At 34.4% G+C, this 23,536-nt stretch carries 21 protein-coding genes; 2 read left to right on the forward strand and 19 right to left on the reverse strand.

Translation table 11 applies throughout. The features are described from left to right. The 17 genes from BFL47_RS19475 to rhuM form a co-directional block, all read right to left on the reverse strand. Nucleotides 1-73: NAD-dependent epimerase/dehydratase family protein (locus BFL47_RS19475; protein ID WP_139125735.1), on the reverse strand; the 73-nt coding region annotated here is incomplete at its 3' end. Between the two features lie 11 nt (nt 74-84). Then, nucleotides 85-1,194, reverse strand: coding sequence for a DUF1972 domain-containing protein (locus BFL47_RS01575; protein ID WP_245681270.1), 1,110 nt, complete (start codon nt 1,192-1,194; stop codon nt 85-87). Nucleotides 1,195-1,367: 173 nt separating this feature from the next. Then, nucleotides 1,368-2,456, reverse strand: coding sequence for a glycosyltransferase family 4 protein (locus BFL47_RS01580; RefSeq protein ID WP_069658049.1), 1,089 nt, complete (start codon nt 2,454-2,456; stop codon nt 1,368-1,370). Next, on the reverse strand, nt 2,453-3,589 hold the full coding sequence (locus BFL47_RS01585; RefSeq protein WP_069658050.1) for a glycoside hydrolase family 99-like domain-containing protein: 1,137 nt from the start codon (nt 3,587-3,589) through the stop codon (nt 2,453-2,455). The genes BFL47_RS01580 and BFL47_RS01585 overlap by 4 nt, the downstream gene beginning before the upstream one ends. Then, nucleotides 3,590-4,813 (reverse strand): glycosyltransferase family 4 protein, encoded by a 1,224-nt coding sequence (locus BFL47_RS01590; RefSeq protein WP_069658051.1) that lies wholly within the window; start codon nt 4,811-4,813, stop codon nt 3,590-3,592. 42 nt (nt 4,814-4,855) lie between these two features. Further along, complete coding sequence (locus BFL47_RS01595; protein WP_069658052.1) at nt 4,856-5,794, reverse strand: glycosyltransferase family 2 protein; 939 nt, start codon at nt 5,792-5,794, stop codon at nt 4,856-4,858. A 227-nt stretch (nt 5,795-6,021) separates the two neighbouring features. Next, nucleotides 6,022-7,191 (reverse strand): glycosyltransferase family 4 protein, encoded by a 1,170-nt coding sequence (locus tag BFL47_RS01600; protein WP_083256941.1) that lies wholly within the window; start codon nt 7,189-7,191, stop codon nt 6,022-6,024. Nucleotides 7,192-7,495: 304 nt separating this feature from the next. Beyond that, the gene (locus BFL47_RS01605) at nt 7,496-8,773 is read right to left on the reverse strand and encodes an O-antigen polymerase (protein WP_083256942.1); all 1,278 of its coding nucleotides are present in this window, start codon (nt 8,771-8,773) and stop codon (nt 7,496-7,498) included. 3 nt (nt 8,774-8,776) lie between these two features. Then, nucleotides 8,777-9,652: a glycosyltransferase family 2 protein gene (locus BFL47_RS01610; protein WP_069658055.1), complete on the reverse strand. Its 876-nt coding sequence runs from the start codon at nt 9,650-9,652 to the stop codon at nt 8,777-8,779. Further along, complete coding sequence (locus BFL47_RS01615; RefSeq protein ID WP_069658056.1) at nt 9,645-11,177, reverse strand: MATE family efflux transporter; 1,533 nt, start codon at nt 11,175-11,177, stop codon at nt 9,645-9,647. Before BFL47_RS01615 ends, BFL47_RS01610 begins: the two co-directional genes overlap by 8 nt. Nucleotides 11,178-11,389: 212 nt before the next feature. Next, nucleotides 11,390-13,756, reverse strand: coding sequence for a GumC family protein (locus BFL47_RS01620; RefSeq protein ID WP_069658057.1), 2,367 nt, complete (start codon nt 13,754-13,756; stop codon nt 11,390-11,392). Nucleotides 13,757-13,788: 32 nt separating this feature from the next. Continuing rightward, entirely contained in the window at nt 13,789-14,592 is an 804-nt protein-coding gene (locus BFL47_RS01625) for a polysaccharide biosynthesis/export family protein (protein WP_069658058.1), read from the reverse strand. A 442-nt stretch (nt 14,593-15,034) separates the two neighbouring features. Next, nucleotides 15,035-16,000, reverse strand: a complete 966-nt coding sequence (locus tag BFL47_RS01630; protein ID WP_069658059.1) for a hypothetical protein — start codon at nt 15,998-16,000, stop codon at nt 15,035-15,037. Nucleotides 16,001-16,333: 333 nt separating this feature from the next. Beyond that, nucleotides 16,334-16,627: a helix-turn-helix domain-containing protein gene (locus BFL47_RS01635; protein WP_069658060.1), complete on the reverse strand. Its 294-nt coding sequence runs from the start codon at nt 16,625-16,627 to the stop codon at nt 16,334-16,336. 24 nt (nt 16,628-16,651) lie between these two features. Next, nucleotides 16,652-18,115 (reverse strand): aminotransferase-like domain-containing protein, encoded by a 1,464-nt coding sequence (locus tag BFL47_RS01640; RefSeq protein ID WP_069658061.1) that lies wholly within the window; start codon nt 18,113-18,115, stop codon nt 16,652-16,654. Nucleotides 18,116-18,324: 209 nt separating this feature from the next. Further along, nucleotides 18,325-18,543: a hypothetical protein gene (locus tag BFL47_RS19965; RefSeq protein WP_245681271.1), complete on the reverse strand. Its 219-nt coding sequence runs from the start codon at nt 18,541-18,543 to the stop codon at nt 18,325-18,327. After that, entirely contained in the window at nt 18,533-18,796 is a 264-nt protein-coding gene (gene rhuM / locus BFL47_RS19970) for a RhuM family protein (protein ID WP_211480909.1), read from the reverse strand. Before rhuM ends, BFL47_RS19965 begins: the two co-directional genes overlap by 11 nt. A gap of 439 nt (nt 18,797-19,235) precedes the next feature. Here rhuM and BFL47_RS20330 point away from each other — a divergent pair, with 439 nt between their 5' ends. Beyond that, on the forward strand, nt 19,236-19,358 hold the full coding sequence (locus BFL47_RS20330) for a hypothetical protein (RefSeq protein WP_262482872.1): 123 nt from the start codon (nt 19,236-19,238) through the stop codon (nt 19,356-19,358). Further along, nucleotides 19,355-19,843, forward strand: coding sequence for a hypothetical protein (locus BFL47_RS01650; protein ID WP_069658063.1), 489 nt, complete (start codon nt 19,355-19,357; stop codon nt 19,841-19,843). Before BFL47_RS20330 ends, BFL47_RS01650 begins: the two co-directional genes overlap by 4 nt. Nucleotides 19,844-20,578: 735 nt before the next feature. On the opposite strand, the gene BFL47_RS01660 is transcribed toward BFL47_RS01650, so the two are convergent. Together BFL47_RS01660 and BFL47_RS01670 are read right to left on the reverse strand one after the other, a co-directional pair. Further along, entirely contained in the window at nt 20,579-21,505 is a 927-nt protein-coding gene (locus BFL47_RS01660; protein WP_069658065.1) for an Rpn family recombination-promoting nuclease/putative transposase, read from the reverse strand. 634 nt (nt 21,506-22,139) lie between these two features. After that, nucleotides 22,140-22,994: an Rpn family recombination-promoting nuclease/putative transposase gene (locus tag BFL47_RS01670; RefSeq protein ID WP_069658067.1), complete on the reverse strand. Its 855-nt coding sequence runs from the start codon at nt 22,992-22,994 to the stop codon at nt 22,140-22,142. Nucleotides 22,995-23,536: the final 542 nt, after the last annotated feature.

Here is a 23,536-nt window from a genome sequence, read left to right on the forward strand (position 1 = left end):
AGCTTTTCACAAATCTTCTGACTACATGTGACCCGATAAAGCCGGCTCCTCCTGTGATGAGTATTTTCTTCATAAAACTTTAACTTATCTATTTATCTTACCTTTTACAAATTCAAGATGTTCAGCATACTGACCGACAATCCTATCCCAAGTATATATATCTTCAATTTTTTGAGTGTTATTAGTTAACATCTTCCTAAAGATAGCTTCTGCCTTGATTGTTGACTTCATTGCTGTTGCTACCTGCTCTTTGGTATTAAAATAAAGAGCATCATCACCTAATATATATTTATTAAAAGAATTGTCATTTGCACAAATCAAACTATTGGAAGCCATTGCTTCTAATAGTGAAGGGTTTGTACCCCCAACGGTGTGTCCATGAAAATATAGATTTGAAAAATACCGAATAGTATTTAATTTATTGATATCATATATCCCTCCGACAAAACGTATTGAAGAAAAATCTTTAAACTTATTTTTTAAATATTCACCATACTTAGTATGGTGCTTACCGATAACAAGGAATGGTCGTTCTGAAGATGCTTCAGCTACACCATCTAATATAATTTCTATACTGTTCTCCGGTTCTAATCTGGCAATTAAAAGATCATACTGATACTCAATTAACAGATATTCATCTAAAACAGAAATATCCGGATTTGTAAAAACATCTGCTCCATAAGGAATAAAAACTGATTCCTTATTATATTTACCTTTTAAATAATCTTGAATACCTATTGAATCAGAAATCAAATGATCGCTGTATTTTACGCCAAGACCTTCTGCATAGAGTAAAAAATCACGAACCTTACCAGAATATTTTGTGCGTTTCCACTCCAAGCCATCCATATTTGTAGTTACTGCAACTTTTTTAGGTAACAACCAGCCCCAGACAGAACAACTGGTATATCCTAACTGCAGAATTACATCTATTTTTTGTTTTCTAAGATCAAGTATACAATTCAAATCATAAATAAACTGACCGACTGTACCCAACTTATCTTCCGGATCGTAACAATGTTTCAATCGCACGCCATTCCATTCACTTTTTTGATAAGGGTGATTATGTGAATTATATACAAGAACTTCAAAGCCCCTTTTAACCAACCCTAGAGCCAAATATTCTGCACATTGCTCAAACCCTCCATAATAATTTGGTATTCCTCTAGTTCCTAATATTGCGATACGCATCATTCTTTATTTCTTTAAATACTACCTTCGCCCAATTAACTTTCCAATTCATAAGTTTTAAGCACTTTATGATGTCCTAAATTTGCCCTTTATATTTGTCTTGTATTTTTTCCTTATTCTGTATCATTCAACATCAATACACAGAAAATATTATTTATTCCTACTTGATTTTATAATCAATTATTTTTCAATATTGACGAATATGCTTGTAAAGTTTGAACTGCGGCATTCATCCATGTATAATTAGTAACTATATATTCGCTCAAAATCTTATTTACCGGTTCATTATAAGCTTTTACGACCGCAGTGTAAATAGAATTTATATCAGCGGGATCACAATAATAGGCCATATCATTGAAGTATTCTTCTGTATCCCCTTTTTTAGTTACTACAATATTGCAATTCATTACTCCAGCTTCTAAAGAACTCAATCCTGTAGTTTCAAACCAACTCGCTAGAACATGTACCCGCGCAGCTTTATATATCTTAACTAATTCTTCATGGTCTATCTGATTTACAAAATGAACGTTAGTTCCCGTATTAGCTAATCTTAAGCATTCTTGATAATACGCATGATGATTAGGCGAAGGTTTGCCAATAATAGTTAATTCAAACTTTGAGTTGATCAAAGCCTTGATTAAATTTAATTGATTTTTTCTTCCCTCTATACGCCCAACACAAATGATATGATTATGATAATTTGCGTTAGCTTCAACACTATTATTGAAAATATCTGGATCAATAGCGTTAACGATTTTATAATATGGAGAAGGAACCTTTGTATATTTTATAAGTCGTTGGTATTCGTGATGTGAATTGGGTAATAAAATTGAAGCCTTTTTAGATATGTATTGAATAGATGCTTTATGTCCATTAAATAGATAGCGTATCGTCTTTATTTTATCGCCATTAAATATCCATCTGGCAATTGCCTTCAAGTATTCAATTTGCCCTAAGGTTAAATTATCAAATACATATCTTGTTACACCTGTACGATTAGCAATTTCATATTCTGAATAATCTACGAATATCGTTGAAATTAGAAAAGGAATATCATTTTTAATATGTGGAATAATATCGTCTGGTCTGATAATATTAAAGAAATGAATAAGATCATAACTATTGTAATCAATTACCTCATCAGTATATTTAATATCAATGTTAATTCCAAGTTGACGTAAATATTTCACAGTCATTAATATCTGAGTTGTATCCCCTCCAGGACTTGTATAAAGAGTTGTTCTAACTATTATTAAGATTCTCATTTCTTATACCTATAAATCTCTTTTTTTACATTCTTAAGTGGCTTAAAACCCATCCTACCAGGAGTTAGCCATGCACCTTCTCCATATTCGTTCCAAGCGTAGACAAAAGCCACTTTTTCATCTTTTTGAGTCTTGGTTCTTTCTTCTAGCCAATTGATACATCCACGAATCGAAAAGGTCACAGATGAAGATGAAAATCCTTCATAGTAAGGAGCAGTTGAATACCCATTACTGCTATTAGCCCAAGGTCGAGGATCCCAATTAATTGTACAGACTGGTATATATCTTAGATCGCTATAATCAGCTATCTGATTCCAAATGTGCATTTCTGAGATTTGTAAATTTCCTATTGGAACCTTTTTATTACCTTTTACTAAAGCTGAAGAATGATAGTTATATCCTGTCAAAACATCAAATCCACATTTTTTAGCCAAGTCCATTCTTTCCTTTTCTGGTGTAACACAAACTGCCAAACATACTCCTTTTAGTCCTTTGCTCTTCGCAATAGTTTTTAAAGATTCAAATGCTATCTTGACTTTCTCTGCTGATCCGAACCTTTCAACTAGACCTTCTAATGAAAAAAAAACTAACATAGGTTCCCCATCTATAGTCAAATATTCTTTTGATTTAAAGTTCGATATCCATTCGCTTACAACAGTAGACCATTCAGAAGGACCAATAGTGAAACCTCCATGATTAGCCACGAGTAAGCAGTATTTAAGTTTATCTTTTTGGCTGGAAGATGTGTAAAAACTGAGCGCGCGATTAAGTGGTTCTGTCTTATAACTATTTTTACCAGTAAAGTACCAACAAAAACTAAAAAACGATAAGCCAGAATTATAAGCTTCAATTATTTGTCGATCAACTTTTTGTTGGGTACTAGTAATCCAACCCCATTTTGATTCTCGCTCCGGAAATGACCTAGTTAAGACATCCGTTATGTGATATGGGTAAACACCCGTCCATCCATCGAAATAATAGGCCCCTATAATAGCCCTTTTTTCCTGTGAATAAGAAGAATTAAATATTAACGAAAAAACAAAAATAATCGTAAGCTTAATATTCAAAAGCTTAGTCTTTTGGATAAACAACGGTTGCGACCAGTAAATAAATAATACCAAAGAAAAATTCATTCAATTGTGATTTACATATTTACCAACTTTTGAATTCTTTATTTGAGACATCGCATCTGTAACTATCTTGATGTTATCCTCATAAAAGTACCTTTTGATGTTATTTCTAATAATACTACTTTTGTTACTTTCATTTTCAAGGATTTTTATGATAGCATTACCGAAATCCATTGCTGTATCATGAACATGAAACACTTCACTTATCTCTTTGGGAAGTCCCTTAATACCAATAGTAGTAGTCACCACTTCATTGTCTCTCATTAGCATATCAACAGATTTTATATTCACACCGCTCCCGAATTTAACGGGGTTAATAAGTATTTTACTCGCATCCAAATACTCAGCTATTGAAATAGGATTCTTTAGGACTGTGATTCCTTTGATATTTCCTAAAACGTTTACTAATTCCTCTGATGGACTTGAACCCATGATCAATGTTTTTATAGATTTGAACCTATTTCTTACAATAGGTAAAACATCATTCACAAACCACATGATTCCATTAATATTATTAGGTGTGCTCAAATTTCCAATAAAACAGATATCATATTCCGTATCTATTGTCGTTTGTAAATATGCACTAGTATGACCCACTCCAATCGAAGGCGGTAGCCAGGACCCATGATTAAAACCTTTTGAATTCCAGAAAGCCAAATCATCAAGTGATATGTCAAAAAAACAATCAGACTTTTTTAATACATCAATTTCGAATGACTTAAGATGAACAGAAGAAGCTAAAACCTTAAGTTTGGTAATAAAAGATTTTGAAATTTTCAATTGACCTAACATGTACATATGCTCAATATTATGAAGCCTAACACATACAGGTAACATCAACTCTCTTGCTATCTTAAGACCTATCTGCGCTCCATATATACTATCAATAAAAACGAAGTCGGGATTGAAATCCGGTGCTTGCTTAATAATAGTCGTAAAATCTTGACTATTAATCTTTCTAGAAGACACGGAGAAAGGATATCTAAAAAGGTTTATATATCTTGACAAACCTCTCTTTATTTCAAAGAGAATAAGAACGTCTACAATTTTTTTTACATATTCTATATCATCACTACTAGCTAAATCTCCCAAGCGAACTCCATGCCAAGTCAATAAAAATATTTTATGTCCTGCAGCCCTGAATGCCTGAATCCTATTTAAAATATCAACTCTTGCGCCATGTATTGCGGGGTAAGGAAATTCTAAAGCGACTATTAATATGTTCATATGAATTTACTATATTCAATTGTTATTGGGAAGAGTATAAGCCTATCTTTTAGTAAATATCCTTGTAGAATAAGCCAGATACAATGCTCCCCAAATGGAGGCGACTTTGCCGAAATTAGCTAATTTTCCAACAGCAAAGCTAAGTTCAATTTTAGCTTTCAATGATAGCGATGAGCTTTTAACTGTCTGTAAGATCCACTTTAGTTTGTCTATACTTGATGTCGAGTCATAAATATTGTTCTTTGTAAAAAATTCACTTACCCATGCCAAGTATTTAATGTTTGCTTTGACTTTACGAGATATTATAGCTGAGTCATTAACCTTCGAGGAAATATTTTCTGAACTATATCTCCAATACACAAAACAATCCTCTATTGTTATTAACTCGTTTGTTCTTAGAAATTTAATCCAAGTAGCATCATCTGATCCCCAAGCCAAGTCATAGTTTTCAAATCCACCCTCTCTTAAAAAGAGTTCACGTTTAAATATATACTCAACGACTGTGCTCGAAAGCCGAAGTTTAATTTTTTCTTGAAAAAGTTCACCAGCGCTAATTCTAGTAGGATATCTTTTACAATCATGTAATAGGTTATCATATTTATCAATAATTTTAATATCAATATGAAGAATTTCAGGGCTACCACTTTGATTGATATATGAGTAAAACTTCTCTACACAATTCGACTCCATGATATCGTCATCTGAGAACATCCAAATCCATTCTTCATCTTCGCTCATTGCAATACATCTATTCCAATGTGCGACCAAATCAATACCACCTAAGTTTTTCTCAAATTTGAAATACTTGATTTTGACAACCAATTCAAACTCCTGCACTATACTATATAAATCTTGAGGACTGGCATCATCTCCTATATATAAAACAAAGTCTTGGCTAGTTTGCTTTGCAATTGACTCTAATGCTCTTCTGAAAAATGTATCCTTGTATGCAGGTATAACAATTGCCAATGTAGTTGTCATAAATTAATTTTTTAGCCAATATTTAGCCCTAACAATTTTTTGTGATTTTATAGTTGAATATATTAACCCGTTGTTCGGTTTAATATTATTAATTCAAAGTTACTGTATGTTTGAGATAACATACTATTAAATACATTTATTTATGTATCTACTTTTGAAGGCCGGTATATCGATAGAAAATTTATTTGAGTAGTTTTTCCCATATCTTTAATTAACATTTAAAACTATCAAATAGAAGTGTGAGTAGATCTATCTACCAAACTTGAAAATAAAGATTTATATAACAATAAAACTCTATTAGCATATACCTCTTCGAGGAAGTTTTTAACAGCATATTCCCTAGCATTTGTAATCAATAATAACATTTCGTTTTTATTCAAATAAGCATATATAAGCCATTCTGCAAGTTCATGAGTGCTCTCGTACAACAACCCGTTTTTTTTATGAGTTATTAATTCCGATGTACCTTGTCGATTGAATCCCACTACTGGACAACCCAATAACATTGCTTCAGCTGTAATTCGCCCCATCGCTTCATTTTGTGAACACATAAGCAATGCTTGAGCTTGACGAATAAGATCATCAACATTATCTCGAAAACCTAAAAATTCCACTCTATCTACTATACCTTTACTAAGCAATAATTGCCGAAGATATGCTTCGTAGTTTACATCTTCTATACCTCCAACGATCTTTAATACAACGTTATCTATACGGTTCGCTACAATAGCAAAAGCTAAAATTGCCTCTTCAATGCCTTTTTCCTTCTTTACAACACCGCAAAAAAGATAATAATCTTTCTTGCGATTTATCACAGGTTTAAGTGACGCCCTTACTCCGTTATAGATTATTGTTGAAAATGCCCCTAGGTTAAAATGGTCGCTTACTGCTTTGGTGATACAAATAATTGCATCTGCACTTTTTAATTGTTTTAAAAAGTTATTCTTGGAAATAAATAGCTTAAACCCGTGATCAATGTCTTGAAATTCTCTAACATGCCAAACATGTTTACACTTTAACAATCGCGAAATAAGGGGTCCAATTGTTACAATACTAATATTACTGTGAACAATATCAATTTTAAGATCCTTAAAAACTTTTAAAATTTTATAACAATAAAAGTAGTTGAGGATTGGATAATAAATAGATTTAATGAAATAAATTAGGGGATTATCAATTATACCTCCCTTATACCATAACCCAGACTGTCGATATCTAAACATATGGTAGGATACACCTCGAATTTCCAACTCCTCAGTGAGTGGCCCATATTCGGATAACAACACAAAAGGTTTGATCGTTTTATCTAGCCCATCAATTAGGTTTAATAACGAATGATTTGCACCATACATTCTAGATTCGTGAGTTATAAATAACACATTAAAAATCTTTTCCATCAAAAATTTGATATTGTTATGAATTTATTATTGAGTGACGTTTATTACTATTGTTAACTATCGCTTTCATATGATATATATAATATTAATCATAATTATTAAAGGAAGCAAAGTGTAATGTGGACCATATCTACTAGAAAAATCATCTAACACATCTAAGTCGTACACAAAGTTAAGATTGCAACGCTTCCACGTGATACGATTTTTGAGCTTAGTAACTTTATTTAACATATTTTTAACTTTTCACTGATAATAAACTTTCAACATCCCAACGCGATGATCTTTTTAAGGTCTCCATGTCGATTTAGCCAACTTCTGTATACCTTCTATCTTTCGCTAAAAATTTTAATAAGAAAATTATAATAATTACTATATTTAATTGTAAAAAAGCTGATTGTCCTCCTTTTGTAAAACCTGCAAACGCAAAAATGCATAATTGATAATAGTAGTATAAAAACGAAAGGTTAAATACATTTACTTTATTTACTTTGAAGTACTTTCGAACTAGAAGAGAACAACCAATGACAAAAAGAAAAGCGTATAAAACTCCGAATTCAATATATAAGTCTCCGAAATACGTTTTGAAATTCGACACAGGCACATCAGTCTTAAAAGCCCAGTATTGATAAAAATCATCTGCAGATTTATATAGTTTGTGTTCATTTTCCATTAAAAAGTTGGGGAAAAGCCTCTTACCCATCGGATGGTATTTGACTTTATCCCAAAAACTAAATCCAAGATTAGGAAATGGCTCTCCAAAATATCTTAAAATAGAATTAAGTCCCTCACTCCCTTTTCCAACTCGGTCCGATGTAATAATCCAAGAATAAAATATTGTTAAACTAACAAAAGTACCACTATACAAATATATCTTCGATAAAAAAGACTTTGGAATGAATCGCCAAAAAAGAAGTATGAAGAATAGAAAACAGAAGGCTGTCATAAATAAGTCGCCTCTAGAGCCCAACGCTATCCCGGATAATATTGAAGGAAAGAAACAAAGAAGAATAAGAAAAGAAGCATAGCTATATGACATTCGCTTTCTATATACGGCAATAAACACGTAAGACATGATAAACGGAACGGTAGCATTTAGTATAAAGACTCCATATCCGTTAAATTTTTCCAAAAAATAGTTATTATAAACAAAAAGCGCTTGGCCATCATTATGCCTGGCATCGTACGCATCTCCTAAACCCATAGAAATTGACGCAACAGCTTCTATTAGCTTTAAAGTAGTATAAAGCGTAAAATAGATTGACCAAATTTTAACAAATGATGACATCCTTTTTGAAAATACAATATCAATATTTCGGTCATCTAATTCAATGTTTTTTAACGGCCAAAATAATATCACGTATGTCGTTAAGGTATAAAAATAAGGTTCAAATCTTAGTCCCAAAGCCGATTGATATCCGAAGACGTCGTAATATATGTTGTTGTATACAGTATAATATCCAAGGCTTGCCACCATAGTGTAAAAGAGCACCAACATGGAATATATAGTAATGCGCTTTTCCCTATAGTAAGTTATAGAAAACCATAGTAAGTACAGAAAGAAGTTTAATAATAGTATACTCATAACTCAACCAAGGAATGCACTCAATTTAGATTTATTCCTGTTTGATATAAGAACAGGAAATCTTATAATTAATCTCAGAGAATTAAAAATACAGTCCTTTGACCGAATTTTTATACCTAAAATGACTAATTTTAATGGTTGTTTAAATAATGCCAAAATTAAATTTTTATTTGTGTTGCTCACTTCAGCAATAGCTTCTAAATAAAGCTTTTCTATTGTTACTTTATTAGACTCCACTCTCAAACCGCGATCATGTATCGCAGAAGCACTTGGAACAATTCCTGTTCTATACTCAAAGTAATTAGCTCTATGAAGAAAATTATGATCTTCCCCGTAATGAGGAAAAGAAGCTGAAAAGCCACCAACTTTTTGCAAGCATTCCCTTCCTATTAACCAATGCGCTGCCATCACAAATTCAGTCTCATAGACATCCTTGACTTCATTAAAATATAAATCTGAAAGCATCTTTTTAGGACAGCACAACAAAAAGTTGTCGTCTAATTTCTTGCTACCAGCGTTTAATTGCATTGGACTTAATATTCCGAACTGTTTATATTTCTTATGTGTCCTGATCAGATCATCAAAGGTAGACTCGAATATCCAAGCATCCTGATTCAGTAAATAAATATATTCGTATCCCTGATCAAGGGCATACTTCAAGCCTAGGTTATTAGCCCTACCAAATCCTAAATTTACTTCACTTTCAACCAAATGCGAAAACTTATGATTTGCCTTTAGATGCGTGATAGTTTCATCAGATGATTTATTGTCTACAATAAAGATATCGTTACCAATAGAAGAATTATATAAGCTTTCCATGCACCTATCAATCCATTCCATAGAATTATATGTCACTATAATCACTAAAATACTATTCATTTTTGTCGCGTTTAAAATCCAACTTAGTAATAACTTTCTCTTTAAGATACATTCTTTCGGAGGCGTCAATACCAATAAAATATATCAAGGCAAAAATCATCAACTCTGTCAAAATAAGAATGAACAATGGGCTAAAAGCGTTGTCTTTTAACATAAGCTTTGTTATATATCCTATTAAAACGGGTATGAGGAAAACAGGAAGAACTCTTAGATATATACTCTTGATATATCTAGTGAATTTCATATCAATCTTAGGTAGCACAATCTTCATACGTACTGCTTGGGCAATTAATTCAATGATAAGGTGGACGTAAAAAACAGATTCAGGTATTCGTGTTTGCCTTAGGACTAGATATGATATAGGAACAATCATTAATAACAAAGAACATTCAAATAACTGAAATTTTTTTATATTGCCATCTGCATGGTTCACGATACGGAGAGGATTTGCTAATGAGCTCCAGATACTAATAATTATCATTAACCGTACGAATTGAACTGTGTAATCAGGAACGTGTTTTAACCATACGGTTAATACGAACTTCGCTTCAATGATAATTGGTATTCCAATGATACATAGTAAAAAAAAAGAGAGTTTACTACTAACCGCTAAGAGTTTTCGGGTAGTAGAAAAATCCCTACTTACAAACGACTTAATTATTTGGGGGTTTATAGCGGTCTGAAAATTCGCTGTAAATTGGAGAACCGAGTTTTGGACTAGGACTGAGATCCCACGTGCTGCATTCATTATGGGTCCAAAGAAAATATTTAATAGTACGTTTAGCCCCTGAGTGAATCCAACAGAAACTAGACTCCCATATGCCGCCCAGCCTATAAAATGAAAAACCTTTGTAACCTGTGGACCGGTAAAATTTCGAGTAAAATGGCTCTCCTCGAAATTCTTAGAGCAATAATACCCGTAGATAATTCTATCCAATATTTGAACTATAAAGATCGAAAAAGCATAGAGCAGTAGCTTATCAAAATTCTCAATGTATCGTAATAATAATACCAAAATAAATTTACAGATAACATCAAACAACGACATATAAGCAAAAGCTTTCATTCTTTCGTGAGCAATAATAACAGCATTGTAGGGCACGCTAATGATATTTAACATAACCGTCGCTAACGATATTTGGTAAACCCAGAAAGCGGCGTTTATGCGTTCGACTGGTATTTGTAGCTTATTTAAAAGAACCCATAACCCCGCAGTCTCGCCAATAATCAATATAGCTATACTCAAGATAATATTCACAAACAATATGCTCGAAAAAGTTTGCTTCATTTCCAGGCGATTACCAGAGCCTAAGGCTACGGTAATAAAGCGGGAAGAGGCCGTACTCAACGTTCCACTTAAAAATCCTAAAATGACAACGATGCCCCCGACAATGTTATAAATACCATAATCATTAACACCTAAAATCTCCAAAATTATTCTACTCGTATACAATGAAACCCCCATTGTAACGAACATTCGCACCGATAGAAAAAAAGTATTCTTGGCTATTCTTTCACTACTCATGATATACCAGTATAGAAGAATGTCCACTTTTATTCAAGAAGAAGTAGAAGGCACTTCTTCTTTGACTATTACGCAAGACCTCAGCCCAACGTAGTAATTTATCTTCAACAATCTCAGTTTTATAGATTAGGAATAAATTGTAATGAGGCATAAACAATGGGAATTTTTAAATAGTATAAAAGATTTGTCATGTATGGCACATTTGAAAAATTCTAATTAAAAGGCCACAATTTATTCTTTTTCTTTTTGTCTACTTGCTCACCGTAATTTCCATAACCATAGCCATATCCATAGCCGTAACCATAACCATAACCACCATCCGCTTCAATGTCGTTTACTAGCAAAGTAATTTTTTTCATTCTACCATTTTTGTAGATTTCATCTGGAATACTTAGCTGATTCTTATGTGTGTATTTCTGTCTAACTATGTATATTGTTAAATCAGCGAACTTGCTAAGCAACTGAGCATCTGTAACTAGCCCGACGGGAGGGGCATCCATAATTATATAATCGTATTCGGACTTAATCTTATCAATTAAGATATCCATTCTTTTATCCATAAGCATTTCTGTCGGATTAGGAGGAATCGGTCCTGAATTAATAACGTACAGATTATCATGAATAGTTGAAGGAACAATTAAACTACTAGGGCTAAGATCATTTGATATAATATAATTAGTAAATCCAAATGTATTTTTGATGTTTAAAATTTTAGATAAATTCGGTTTTCTTAAATCCATTTCCATTACTAATACTTTTTTCCCTGATAGCGCCAGTACCATTGCGATATTTAAAGCAACGAAAGACTTACCTTCTCCAGACATACTTGAAGTTAAAAGAATAATTTTGTCCGTATCTTTCATGAAAAATGACAAGTTAGTCCTTAATGCTCTGAATTGTTCCGCAATAGGAGACCTTGATTCATTGGTTACCACAATATTATCAACTCCATTATTTTTTCCAATTTCCGCAATTATTGGAATGTTTGTGAAACTTGTAATATCATCTTTATTTTGAATGCGCGTATTTAGTAGATCCCTTATATAAATGACCGCAAATGGAATTCCCAATCCGGTAATAAGTCCTAGAATTAGAATCATACGCACTTTTGGACTTATTGGTATTGGATCTGACTTTGGAGGATCTATGACTTTCGAATTTGATATATTAGAGGTTTTCGAAATTGCAGTTTCTTCACGTTTTTGTAGAAGGAATATATATAGCTCTTGTTTAATTTGTTGTTGACGAGCCATATCTAAATAAGTGCGTTGAGTAGAAGGCACTTTTCTTATTTCCCCTTCTAATTGACCAGTTTGCTGTCTTAGTTTATTTCGGGTAATTATTAATGAACTTCGTGTGTTAGTTAGATTTGATAGCATATCCGCTCTTAGATTTGCTATTTGTTGATCCAAATTTTTTATATAAGGATTTGTTTCCGTTGAAGACAAAGATTGCCTATCTCGTTCCAATAAAAGTGTGTTGTAGCGTTCTATCAATCCATTAAAAACCATATCCCCCGGAACAATGGCACTTGGAAGTACTCTTTTGTTTTTAGAATCGTCTCGTAAATACTTATCTAACGAATTCAATATAGATAATTGAACTTCAATTTTTGACAACTCTTCTACATATTGACTACTGTTTTCTATTAAAAGCTTTGATTGGGCCTCAATATCAGTTATTCTGCTACTCTGTCGAAATTGTTGAATATTGCCCTCAATATTTCCCAACTCTTCACCTACATGCATTAAGCGACTTTCAATAAAAGAAATAGTGCTGTCCGCTATAGTATTCTTATCATATAAATTACCTTCTATATACTTTTTAATAAGCGTAGCAAGGATGTCCTCCCCTTTTTTTGATACTGGGTAATTAAAACTTAGATCAATTGTACTTACTTGTTTATTAGTTACAGATGCTTGAAAATTGCTCATAAAGCCAGCGACTCTTTCATCGACAGACGACACTGAAAACGAATAGTTTTGATAATTGAATGGAATACCGGAGTTACGTTCAATTTGCACTTTCCCAATATCTTCTAAGATAAAGGGTTGATTGAATTTTACCGTCTTTGAATAAGAGCCACTTGTTAATTCGATCTGGTTATTCTTTGATAAAGTTAAATCAAATGACCTTGTGAGTATTGAATCTTGAGCGTTTAAAATTTTTATGACAAAAGGCGATTCATACAATTCAACATTTCTAACAATTCCTTTGTAATAATAAACAACGTTCAAATTTAACTCCTTCACAACCTGCTCCATTAAGTAACGCGTTTTAAGGACTTCTGCTTCATTATCGACAGAACTTTTAACTCCTAGCAACCCACTTAAATCCAACATATCACTTTTCCCCATCAATCCCCCTGCTTTTTCTTCATCGTTAACCAAAACCTTAGCACTAATTACGAAAATAGGCGTTTGGTAACGAACGTATAAAAATGCTAGAGTAAGACAAATAATTAAACTTATTGCAAACCAATACCAGCTTGAAATAACTTTCCCAATCAGCTGCATTAAATCATTAGTGTTTTCCAGTTTACCAGTCTGCAAACTTGATACTTCTTGTGTGTTATTCATCTATATAATATAATTATTAGGCTTTCAGTTAATTAAAATCTACTTAAAGCCACAATTAGCACCGAAAGCAAAGAACCTATAATTGCTAGTGTTTGTGTTCTTCCTACATTATTTGCAGCAATTTTACCTTTACCAGGCTCTACATAGATAACATCATTCTGCTTTAAATAGAAATAAGGTGATTTAAAAACATTGGATGAATTAAGATTGAACCGTACAAACTCCTTTTTCCCTGCATTATCTCTAACAAGTAAAACATTTTCTCTTTTGCCATAAATTGTTAAGTCACCGGCCAAGCCGATAGCATCCAACAGCGTCACCTTTTCATTGGGTAATGTATAAGTAGCAGGTTTTGCAACTTCTCCAATTACAGTTATTTTATAATTAGCAAAACGAATTTGAACCGTTGGATCCTTAAAAAAAGCAGAAGCCTTTTGCTGAATTAACTCCCTTGCTTGATATGTGGTTAAATTAGATAGTTTAATAACTCCTAACATTGGAATTGCTACGTTTCCATTTTTATCTACTAAAAAGCCAGTTATTACCTGTTGCCCAGTTAATAATGCAGAACTAGCTCCCACTGCAGGCATTGAAGGCCCTTGATTAATTGCAGCTGTTGTGAGGGGATCTATTGTTTGCACGGTTATACTCAAAATATCATCTGGTTGTATCACTGGTTCTTCAAATTCAGCAGGGGTAATACTCCTTAGCATTGCAGTATCGGGCATATCTGTGAAATAAACCGATTTCTTTGTTATAACACAAGATGGCAGGACAACAACTAGCAACATTGCCATTGCTATTAACAAATGAGTTGAGAGCAGTTTTTTTATCATAGTTAATCGGAAAATTTATTTAATTCAAATTTAATATGTGATACAAAAAGTGATGCAATCTAGTAATATTTTTGATATATATCACGTTTTTTTACAAATTTTCACATTATTTCACTTTTAATTGTTAACATTAATAATCAAGAGTAAAATTTACCAAAGCCAAAAAAATAGGTTTAATGACTTTAAAATCGAATCAATAGCTATTAAAAGCGTTTTATAATCTTTTTTGCTGTATTAATACTACCCGAAATCCTACACAAAGTTTCATGCATTTTCACAAATTATTCACTTGGCACCATAATGATTATTCAATAAGACAGCCCCCATTTTGAACATAACTCACCTACAAGCACTTACAAAGCAAGCAGAATTAACTACAACTGATCGTATTCCTATTGAATTTAATGAAAAAACTTAAAATTAAGGCACCAGATGTCCAAATTTATTTTTGTTTAAACGAAATCCGCCCCTTTTGGATAGCATGTCGAACGGTTTCATTTAACGAAATCTTTTTACCAATCTCCCAAGCCTGTTTAACAATCCGATTATCCAGCCCCAACATCAGCAGATTGCCTTTATAAAACATCTCTTTGATCTTTTCTTCCCTACCTGGGTAATCAGCTGATTGATAGTTAACCTCTTTTTTAGGGTATTCAGAAGAATTTTCCGATTGAAAAACACCTATAATCGCACAAGGACTGAACTCCTTGCTATTCAACAACACACTTTCATTAGTCTGACTAACAGTCGAATACAGCATCAGGGACATACTCACTAATGCCAAGCAATCTACTGGTATCTTTTCATCAAAAGTGATTACCTGTCCCTCTATGTTTTGATATCCTTCCAAATCGACATCCTGAAATCCCAAATTTTCATAATACTCCTCCCTGAAATTAAATGCAATCAGCATCAACCGGATCCGGTGTATCATATAGGCTCCGCTTGCCCCTTTAGGCCTTTTGATCTGTGTTTGGGTATTTAATGAACCCAAATTAACACTCACCATCCCTTCCTCACTTTTACTTACCGAGTGGCTCATCTTCAACACTTCATGTAGCTTACTATTTGCATTGAAGTCCAATCCCCGCAATAAAGAAAGATCCCCATCATGTAAATCCCTCTTCCCCTTCTCCCCACTCGCACTATTTAATATCGACCGGTACACCAGTTGTGTACTCCTGTAAGCTGCCGTTCCATCCTTGAAAAAATAAGCCGGTTCAAAGGCCACCCTAATCACTGCCGCTGCTGAACTCGAAAGTCCAAACTCGGTAGCACTCCTGATCGTTTTTTCAGTTTGCTTAAATGTCTTTGCTTTCCCCTGGATGATGTTCTTTCCCCGGTACGCACGGTAAATCACCGAACCTGCGGTTCCGTGGATCATTCCTTTATTATCTATAGTTGCCATAATCCTGATTTTATCCGGTAAAGTAACCAATAATGATTCTTAAGAACGAAACAAGTGCTAAATTCTCTCAAATCTTCCCGGAGACGACATAAAAAAACAATAAAGAGTAAATAAAACAGCATAACCGCTACAATAACTATAATTCAAAGCAAAAACAAACCAATAAGCCTCCATTAAAAGTCCGACTTGAAGTACCCTACATCGGACTCATACCTGAATCTTATTGCATGCTTATCGGGATGATTTACTATCCTTATACACCCATTTCACAATGAGCCCTAAACAAAAATGGCTCCCTAAATCCGGAGCCATCAAACAAACAAACATTTTTACTTAAATCTTTGGATTCTCACCGAACTTAAAATACTTTCGGTTTCCTATCGGGTAAGGAACCAATTTTCCTGCCTGTGCCCATTTGTCTATAGTTCGCTTGGTCACCTTAAGTCTGCCTGCCATTTCATCGGCACTCATCAATGGCCCGCTATAGTCTAAAGGTTCATGATCCAAAAAGAATTGTTTCAACAACTTTACTTCTGTTGCTATAACAAAAGCTTGCTGAAATAACTTGTCCAACAAGTCCACAGCCTTAAACAGATTCTTGTAAATTTCTAAAGGATAATTTTTCATAATTTTACTTGTTTAAAATGTTATTTAACTGAATATAGAAACCTCTTTTAATGCAATAAAAGGTAACAAACATTTAATTAACCGATCGCAATCAGCTTCCTTATACCGGGAGAACTCAATTCGGAGTCCGGAGATCCCTTTCTGCTGGTTCAAGTGGGCATTCCGACCGACAGCATAAATCCGCAGGTCCTTCAATTGAGTGATTACTGTACTCATGTCACGCTTCTCCTTAAAGTGAATCGTGATGAAACGACCACAATCCGGTTTTTCTACATAAGCATAGGTTTTTAAGGCCGTATTCAAGCGGATATACATCTGCTTCATGTGCCTTTTCAATGAAGTAGCCTGTTTTTTAATATGCCTGTCCAACTCACCTGTTGATAATAGCCAGGCCGCTGCATGTTCAATTTCATAGGTTTGGTGACCGGGTAGAAGGGCCACATAGGTTTTCAATACATCGATAAAGCACCTTTCGGCTACTACGTAATTGATATTCTCCCAAATCTGGTTCACCTTGCTGAGGACAGAAATAAAAATTACCCGACCTTTATGCGCCTTTAGAGATAAGCGCTCCGGCAGGTAATCCAGGACAAATTCAGACTCAACTTCATAGGCGATGATCCTGAAATTAAACTCGCATGCCAGCGCAATGAGTGTATTCCGGCTTTCATCATCGGTGATGATACCATGTACACAGGAGGAGTCAGGGCGAATAAATACAACCCGAACATCCTGAGCTTCGCAGATTTTGCGCAGTGCCTGCATATCCATTCCCTTCCCTTTTTGATGTCCGGTACACGCGATCTCACATCCTATCCGGTGAAAAACATTCAGGGGATAATGGTCACTCATACTTTCCATCACAACCAAATCGCCCGGCTGCAATAAGACATCAGCTACGGCATCCAGTCCCCTGCCCTGCGATACCGGTAACAGGTTAGCATAACCGGTCGGTAATCCCTGATCTTTCAACCGCTGCAAGAGATTTTTTTTAAGCGCATGCATAGATTCCTCGCATGAAAGTGATCTAAACTGCTGCTTGCGGAGGATCCCCTGTTGGATCATACATAACCGATGCACCATTTGCAAGGGAAGGGGACTCAGATCCATTTCCAAAACGACCATTTGCTGATCAAATGCGCCCAACGGTAGTGTAAGGTTTAAGGGAATGTAGCCCTGAAATGCAGTGCCCGAATCAAGGAACGGATTGATCCGGCTTTCCTTTTCTACATGTCCGGGTACGAAGTATGTTCCTCGTGTGCCATTGGCAAACAGGATACTTCGGTTTCTCAGCTCCTTATAAGCTGGGTTTACAGTACGGCTGGAAATACCTAAATAACTAGCCAGATCCCGGTAAGTGGGTACCTGCACCAGGTTATTTCCGGATAGTTTTTGCTGATAAACTGTTAAACTTTCTGTGATTGTAGAACAGTTCCACTTTTGGCCATCCGCACGTTGCGGAAAGGCTTCCGATAATACAAAATCCATAATTTATAGTTAAGTATCATGCTAATTAACCATAAACATTTTAGTTATTAAAAAAATTACTATCTAATAGGACTATATATGGCTTGCATTACTTGAAATAACTGCTTGTTGTGGTACAATCAAGCATCTGGGTATCCTTTGAATGACAGAATTTTGAAGATTCTCTTAAATAATCCTTCCCATGTGGAGCCTTCTCAAATACATTGGCTCTATTTATTTTTAAATTTAATTTTATTTTGTAAAGCTTCAAGTTCGTTTAAATCTTTTTCATCTGCCTCTTTAGCTACTTGAATCTTCCTTTTTTCCATTTGTGCATTGCCGATACTTCCTTTATGATTGAGTATGACTTTATCATTCAATTCTATAATTTTATCGATGTTGTTTCTCCAAAAATCCATTGTTATATCCAAGCGATTATTAGCTCTCAATTCGGCGGTTTCTAAAAACACAACTACAAATCGATTCAAAGTATTCCTTTAGATTGCGATTTGCCCACTGCCTGAATTGTGTTCCTCGCTTGCTCCTTACCCTGAAACCAATTGCCAAAATCATATCCAGACTATAAAATATCACTTTGTAATTTTTACTATCTGAGGCAGTTGTCAAGTAATCCTTGACAACTGAATTCTCCTCTAACTCGTTCTCTTCGAGAATATTGATGATATGCAAACTAATATTCATAACTATGAAATTACCGTGGACTTACAGGAATTCGTTTGAATAAGCCGGTAAGCAAGACTCAAATGTAAATTATTTAGTTAGCACGTCTCTGGAAATTACAGGACTGGCATGTTGCTTAATGATAGGTATTTCAGAAACCTTTCATTAAATAAACTCTTTAAAACAGCCGAAGCAGATAAGAAAATTTAATTTGCTTTATTCTTTAGAGATGAAAACAAAATTAAATTCAGTTTGAGAATTGGGATTTTGACTTCTGATACTATGTCTCGTTTTTAGCTTGAATTTGAAAAATTGTCGTATCAATGCCCCGTTGAGAAGAGTTAAGAAGATTGCGGATCATAATCGTTCGTTTAGTGATGTCTGCATAGGTTTATATCATTCAGAAAGTGGTATCGATACCAATCATCTGTAATTATTATGGACTTCTTAACTAAAGAAAATGAAAAAAATTAATCAAGGCGCAAAATGCGCGATTTTAGGTAAAACCGAAATTGCTCTTAAAAGAGCAGCTGGCATGAACAAGGAAGGAGAGCAGGAATGTACATTAAGCGCTATATTATGAAACTGCTACTGGTTTTAATGCTAATACTGGTTATGTCTTGCTCTGTTTTACAAAAACAGAAGGTGCTGAAAGTGGATAGTGTTCAGGTGAACAATAGCCAACATAGTGAAGAATGGGATGTGGATTCTTTGAGCAATAGCTTTAAAAATTTGACCTTATTCGATTCGACGAATTCGGAATATATAGCGGAGATATTTCCGATAGGAGAATTTAGTTTTTCTGTGCAGAACGGCTTTAAGGGTACAGCTAAAAGTATGGTATTAAAGGGGAGTACGAAGAGAACTTTTAAAAGTAAGGATTCCCTGGAAAGCACTCTTCATTTAAAGTCATCGGGCCAGTTAAAGGATCGGAATCAAGTTAAACTTTCGGTTACTTCAAAAGTGATTGAAAAACCGGGTAGTGCCTGGTCTTGGATTGGTATTCCGGTATTACTAGCACTGCTTGTGATGGGTTTATTAAAAAGTAACCTCATCAAATGGGCATAAGTTTACTAGACCAGTCCCGACGGTTAGGCGTACTAAGACGATGGAGAGAAAGGAGCGAGTACTTTAAGCTGTTCGATTTCTTTATTAATAGTCAAAAAATCTTCAAATATTTATGGCGACACGATTGAGACCTACCAGGATCGGCGTGAAATGGAGAGCTTGCTATGGTCAAATATTCTACTGATATATTGGGGATGAGACGAAGCGCATTACACGTAACAATGAAAAGGATATACTATCTATTAAGAAATCGCACGACATCTTTGGGAACCAGATAGTTGAATTTGAAAATTCAAATGGGCAACCAACAATCTCTACTGATGTTTTCAGTAACAGCGATACCTCTATTGGATGCGATGATGATGCTGAGATAGTAAAATTATTAACGAAGTTGCTGCTGGGATCTTAAAATTATAAATCCAGGTTCTTAGTGATTGATATTAAGAATGATACTATGGAAATAGTAAAGGCAGAACGAAAGCCATTGCCGAATATTTACCTTGGATTTTATATACTGATTGTAATGGGTTTTGTGGTTACGCTAAGTGCTATATTATGAAACTGCTGGTTTTAATTGATTTTCAGGAGAAGGTATGCTTTGTTTTAATCATGATACTGGTTATATCCTGCTCTGTTTTGCAAGGAAGGAAGGTGCTAAAAATGGATAGTGTTCAGGTGAACGATAGCCACAGGGTAAGCCGTCCTCATTTTGTTAAACGAATATCCGCGATTCTCTTACAACTTCTCTATTTCTGAAATCGATAGCTCTGTTATCTCAGAAATATCAGTAAATGAATACCCTTTACCTTTTAATTTACGAGCGGTTTCTATTTTCTCTTCTTGCTTTCCTTCTTGCTTTCCTTCTTGTTTTCCTTCTTGCTTTCCTTCTTGCTTTCCTTCTTGCTTTCCTTCAGCATATTTTCTTTCTTCGGCTTCTTGAACTGCATAGGAAAGCACATTCTCGTAATCCCATTTTTGCTCTAAACTTGTTCTGTATGACATATACTCCTCCTTTGTTAAATTGCTTACTTCCGCTATCTGGAACACCTTTTCAAAAACACGTTTGTTGAAGTAGACTGGCATTTTGTCCAGTCGGCTCATGTTCTTCAACAGATAAAACCAGCGATCAAGCCCTGTTTCTAATTCTTCAGCTCTTTTCGTAAAGTTAGGCAATTCCAAAAACTTATAACCCAGTTTCTTATAAAATATTGTGCCAGTATCTTTGTCCATCAAACAGATGTCGCGCAAGTATTGTTTGGAAGGTAATTTGTCCATGGTAAAGTCCAGAACGGCAATTAAATATACTTCCTTCAGCTCATAGGTGTCGCTTTCCTTTCCAACTGACAATTGTTCATTGATCAGGCGCGAAGTATAGAATACAGAGCGGTCTCGGAAATAAAGCTGTTTCCCACGTTGCATTTCTACAATAAATTGTTCTCCATTATCTCCTGTACATGATAGATCAAAAATTGCTTTTTTAAAATCACGCAAATTAGCAGCATGTTCGTTGGGTTTATAGGTGATATCAACGATATGTTTTTCACCTTTAAAAAGTTCATTCAAAAAATCTTTAAGGATATCTTTATTAGGTTCAGATCCGAAAAGGCGTTTAAATCCCCAATCTGTTAAAGGGTCAATATAGCGACCTGTAATTAGTTCCATTGGTTATATGGTTTAGGTACAGGCAATCTACTAATAAATTTAAAGTTTACAGCTCAATTATTTATCAGGAAAATCATTTCAAGGAAATGGATGATCAAAAGCATAGCACCCTTAAAGTCTTTGATTCTGTAAGAGGAGTTTTTTCAGAAGGTGGCCCAGCTTTCCCAGAAGCAGGGATCAAGAAGAAGTAAGATCCATCATCAGATCCAAAGATATATTTGGAAACGAAATTGTAGAGGGGTTTGACGGGAAAGGTAATTCAACGTTCACTATTAAAACGTCTATTGATATTTTTGGGGATGAGACGAAGCGCATTACACGTAACAATGGAAAGGATATACTATCTATTAAGAAATCGGACGACATCTTTGGGAACCAGATAGTTGAATTTGAAAATTCAAAGGGCAACCAACAATCTCTGCTGATGTTTTCAGCTACAGCGATACCTCTATTGGATGCAATGATGATGCTGAGATAGTAAAATTATTAACGAAGTTGCTGCTGGGATCTTAAAATTATAAATCCAGGTTCTTAGTGATTGATATTAAGAATAATACTGTGGAAATTGTAAAGGCGTAAAAAAAGCCATATTGCTATGGCTTTCGTTATTATAAATTAATGTGTTTGGTCTTTTTTATAACTTTTCAATTTCTTCATTTGAAAGTTTAGTGAACTTAGCTATCTGGGCTAAGGGGATTCCTTCTTTCTTCATCTCAGTGGCAATGGAGATAACCCCCTCTTGCTTACCTTCTTGTTTACCTTCTTGTTTACCTTCTTGCTTACCCTCTTGACGCCCCTTCACTTCCCCTCTACGGAAAAGCGGATCTCTTTCTTCCTTGAAAAATTTTGTTATCGTTTCCATAGCTTCATTAAATTGTATTTCTAAGTTACGTAATTGAACCAATACTCGCAACTGGTTAAAATAACGGCTCTCAGCAAAATCACCGTCCGCAACAGCCTTTACTTCCTGTAATATTCTTTTTATAGCAACAACTGAATCATCTCCTTCAAAGTTAGCTAATATCGCTAAGATTTTTTCTTCGGGTTTGTCAGATTTTAGAAATATTTTATAGTTAATAGCAGACAAGGACAGCAGGTTATATCTGAACCATAGATCTTCTGTTTTTATAGTAAAGGCCATTGTAGGCTTGCCTCTTCCAATATAAATGACATACTGTTTAACAGGTATTTCATATTTGCGGTACAGCATGATATAATATTCGGCCATACGAAAGATCATATTGTTTTCCGATTCTGTCTGGTACTCGATATGCAAAATATAGACTTCACCAGCAGCATCCGCTACTTTTTTAAGCAGGTCGGGCTTGCGCTCTTTGGTATGCTGTATATCGTCAGGCAATTCCTCACTGTGAAGTATATGGAGCTTTAACACATGTTTGATAATCCCCGGCAGGGCTTCTTCCATGTTCTCACGAAAGATTTTATCATATTGGCTGACCTGCTTGGGTTCGGTCTTTTTTTTGGTCATCAGTTCTAAGGTGAAGGTTCCGGTTTAAGGCTATTAAGAGTATACTGATTGGTATGCCAAAGATATGTTTTTCAAGGATATCGCAATTGAATTATTATCATTTTCGTCGACATTTCATCCATTATTATTAAGATTACTCCATCAAATGATAATGATTTATATCTAACTCTTTTAAATATAATAATGTATCACCTATTTTTTCTCAAAGCATGATAGTAGAAGTATTTTTACTTAAAGATTGGCCTCTTTTAATATTCTTTAGAAAAATTAGCAAAATTGAATTCCGTTTGAGAATTTGGATTTTGACTTATGATACTACTTCTTTGCTTTTAGCTTGAACTGGAAAAAAGTGTCGTTTTAATGCACCGTTGAGAAGAGTTAGGAAGATTGCGGATCATTATCGTTCGTTTAGTTCAATCTGCATACGTTTATATCATTCAGAAAGGCGGTTCGATACCAATCATCTGTAATTATTATGGACTTCTTAACTAAAAGAAATGAAAAAAATTAATCCAGGCGTAAAATGCGCGACTTTAGGTAAA

The sequence above is a fragment of the Arcticibacter eurypsychrophilus genome (assembly GCF_001730525.1).
Taxonomy (GTDB): Bacteria; Bacteroidota; Bacteroidia; order Sphingobacteriales; family Sphingobacteriaceae; genus Arcticibacter; species Arcticibacter eurypsychrophilus.

Coding starts and splice junctions, on each gene's coding strand:
- BFL47_RS01575 (WP_245681270.1), bottom strand. CDS start 1,194: ATGATGCGTATCGCAATATTAGGAACTAGAGGAATACCAAATTATTAT.
- BFL47_RS01580 (WP_069658049.1), bottom strand. CDS start 2,456: ATGAGAATCTTAATAATAGTTAGAACAACTCTTTATACAAGTCCTGGA.
- BFL47_RS01585 (WP_069658050.1), bottom strand. CDS start 3,589: ATGAATTTTTCTTTGGTATTATTTATTTACTGGTCGCAACCGTTGTTT.
- BFL47_RS01590 (WP_069658051.1), bottom strand. CDS start 4,813: ATGAACATATTAATAGTCGCTTTAGAATTTCCTTACCCCGCAATACAT.
- BFL47_RS01595 (WP_069658052.1), bottom strand. CDS start 5,794: ATGACAACTACATTGGCAATTGTTATACCTGCATACAAGGATACATTT.
- BFL47_RS01600 (WP_083256941.1), bottom strand. CDS start 7,191: ATGGAAAAGATTTTTAATGTGTTATTTATAACTCACGAATCTAGAATG.
- BFL47_RS01605 (WP_083256942.1), bottom strand. CDS start 8,773: ATGAGTATACTATTATTAAACTTCTTTCTGTACTTACTATGGTTTTCT.
- BFL47_RS01610 (WP_069658055.1), bottom strand. CDS start 9,652: ATGAATAGTATTTTAGTGATTATAGTGACATATAATTCTATGGAATGG.
- BFL47_RS01615 (WP_069658056.1), bottom strand. CDS start 11,177: ATGAGTAGTGAAAGAATAGCCAAGAATACTTTTTTTCTATCGGTGCGA.
- BFL47_RS01620 (WP_069658057.1), bottom strand. CDS start 13,756: ATGAATAACACACAAGAAGTATCAAGTTTGCAGACTGGTAAACTGGAA.
- BFL47_RS01625 (WP_069658058.1), bottom strand. CDS start 14,592: ATGATAAAAAAACTGCTCTCAACTCATTTGTTAATAGCAATGGCAATG.
- BFL47_RS01630 (WP_069658059.1), bottom strand. CDS start 16,000: ATGGCAACTATAGATAATAAAGGAATGATCCACGGAACCGCAGGTTCG.
- BFL47_RS01635 (WP_069658060.1), bottom strand. CDS start 16,627: ATGAAAAATTATCCTTTAGAAATTTACAAGAATCTGTTTAAGGCTGTG.
- BFL47_RS01640 (WP_069658061.1), bottom strand. CDS start 18,115: ATGGATTTTGTATTATCGGAAGCCTTTCCGCAACGTGCGGATGGCCAA.
- rhuM (WP_211480909.1), bottom strand. CDS start 18,796: ATGAATATTAGTTTGCATATCATCAATATTCTCGAAGAGAACGAGTTA.
- BFL47_RS20330 (WP_262482872.1), top strand. CDS start 19,236: ATGAAAAAAATTAATCAAGGCGCAAAATGCGCGATTTTAGGTAAAACC.
- BFL47_RS01650 (WP_069658063.1), top strand. CDS start 19,355: ATGAAACTGCTACTGGTTTTAATGCTAATACTGGTTATGTCTTGCTCT.
- BFL47_RS01660 (WP_069658065.1), bottom strand. CDS start 21,505: ATGGAACTAATTACAGGTCGCTATATTGACCCTTTAACAGATTGGGGA.
- BFL47_RS01670 (WP_069658067.1), bottom strand. CDS start 22,994: ATGACCAAAAAAAAGACCGAACCCAAGCAGGTCAGCCAATATGATAAA.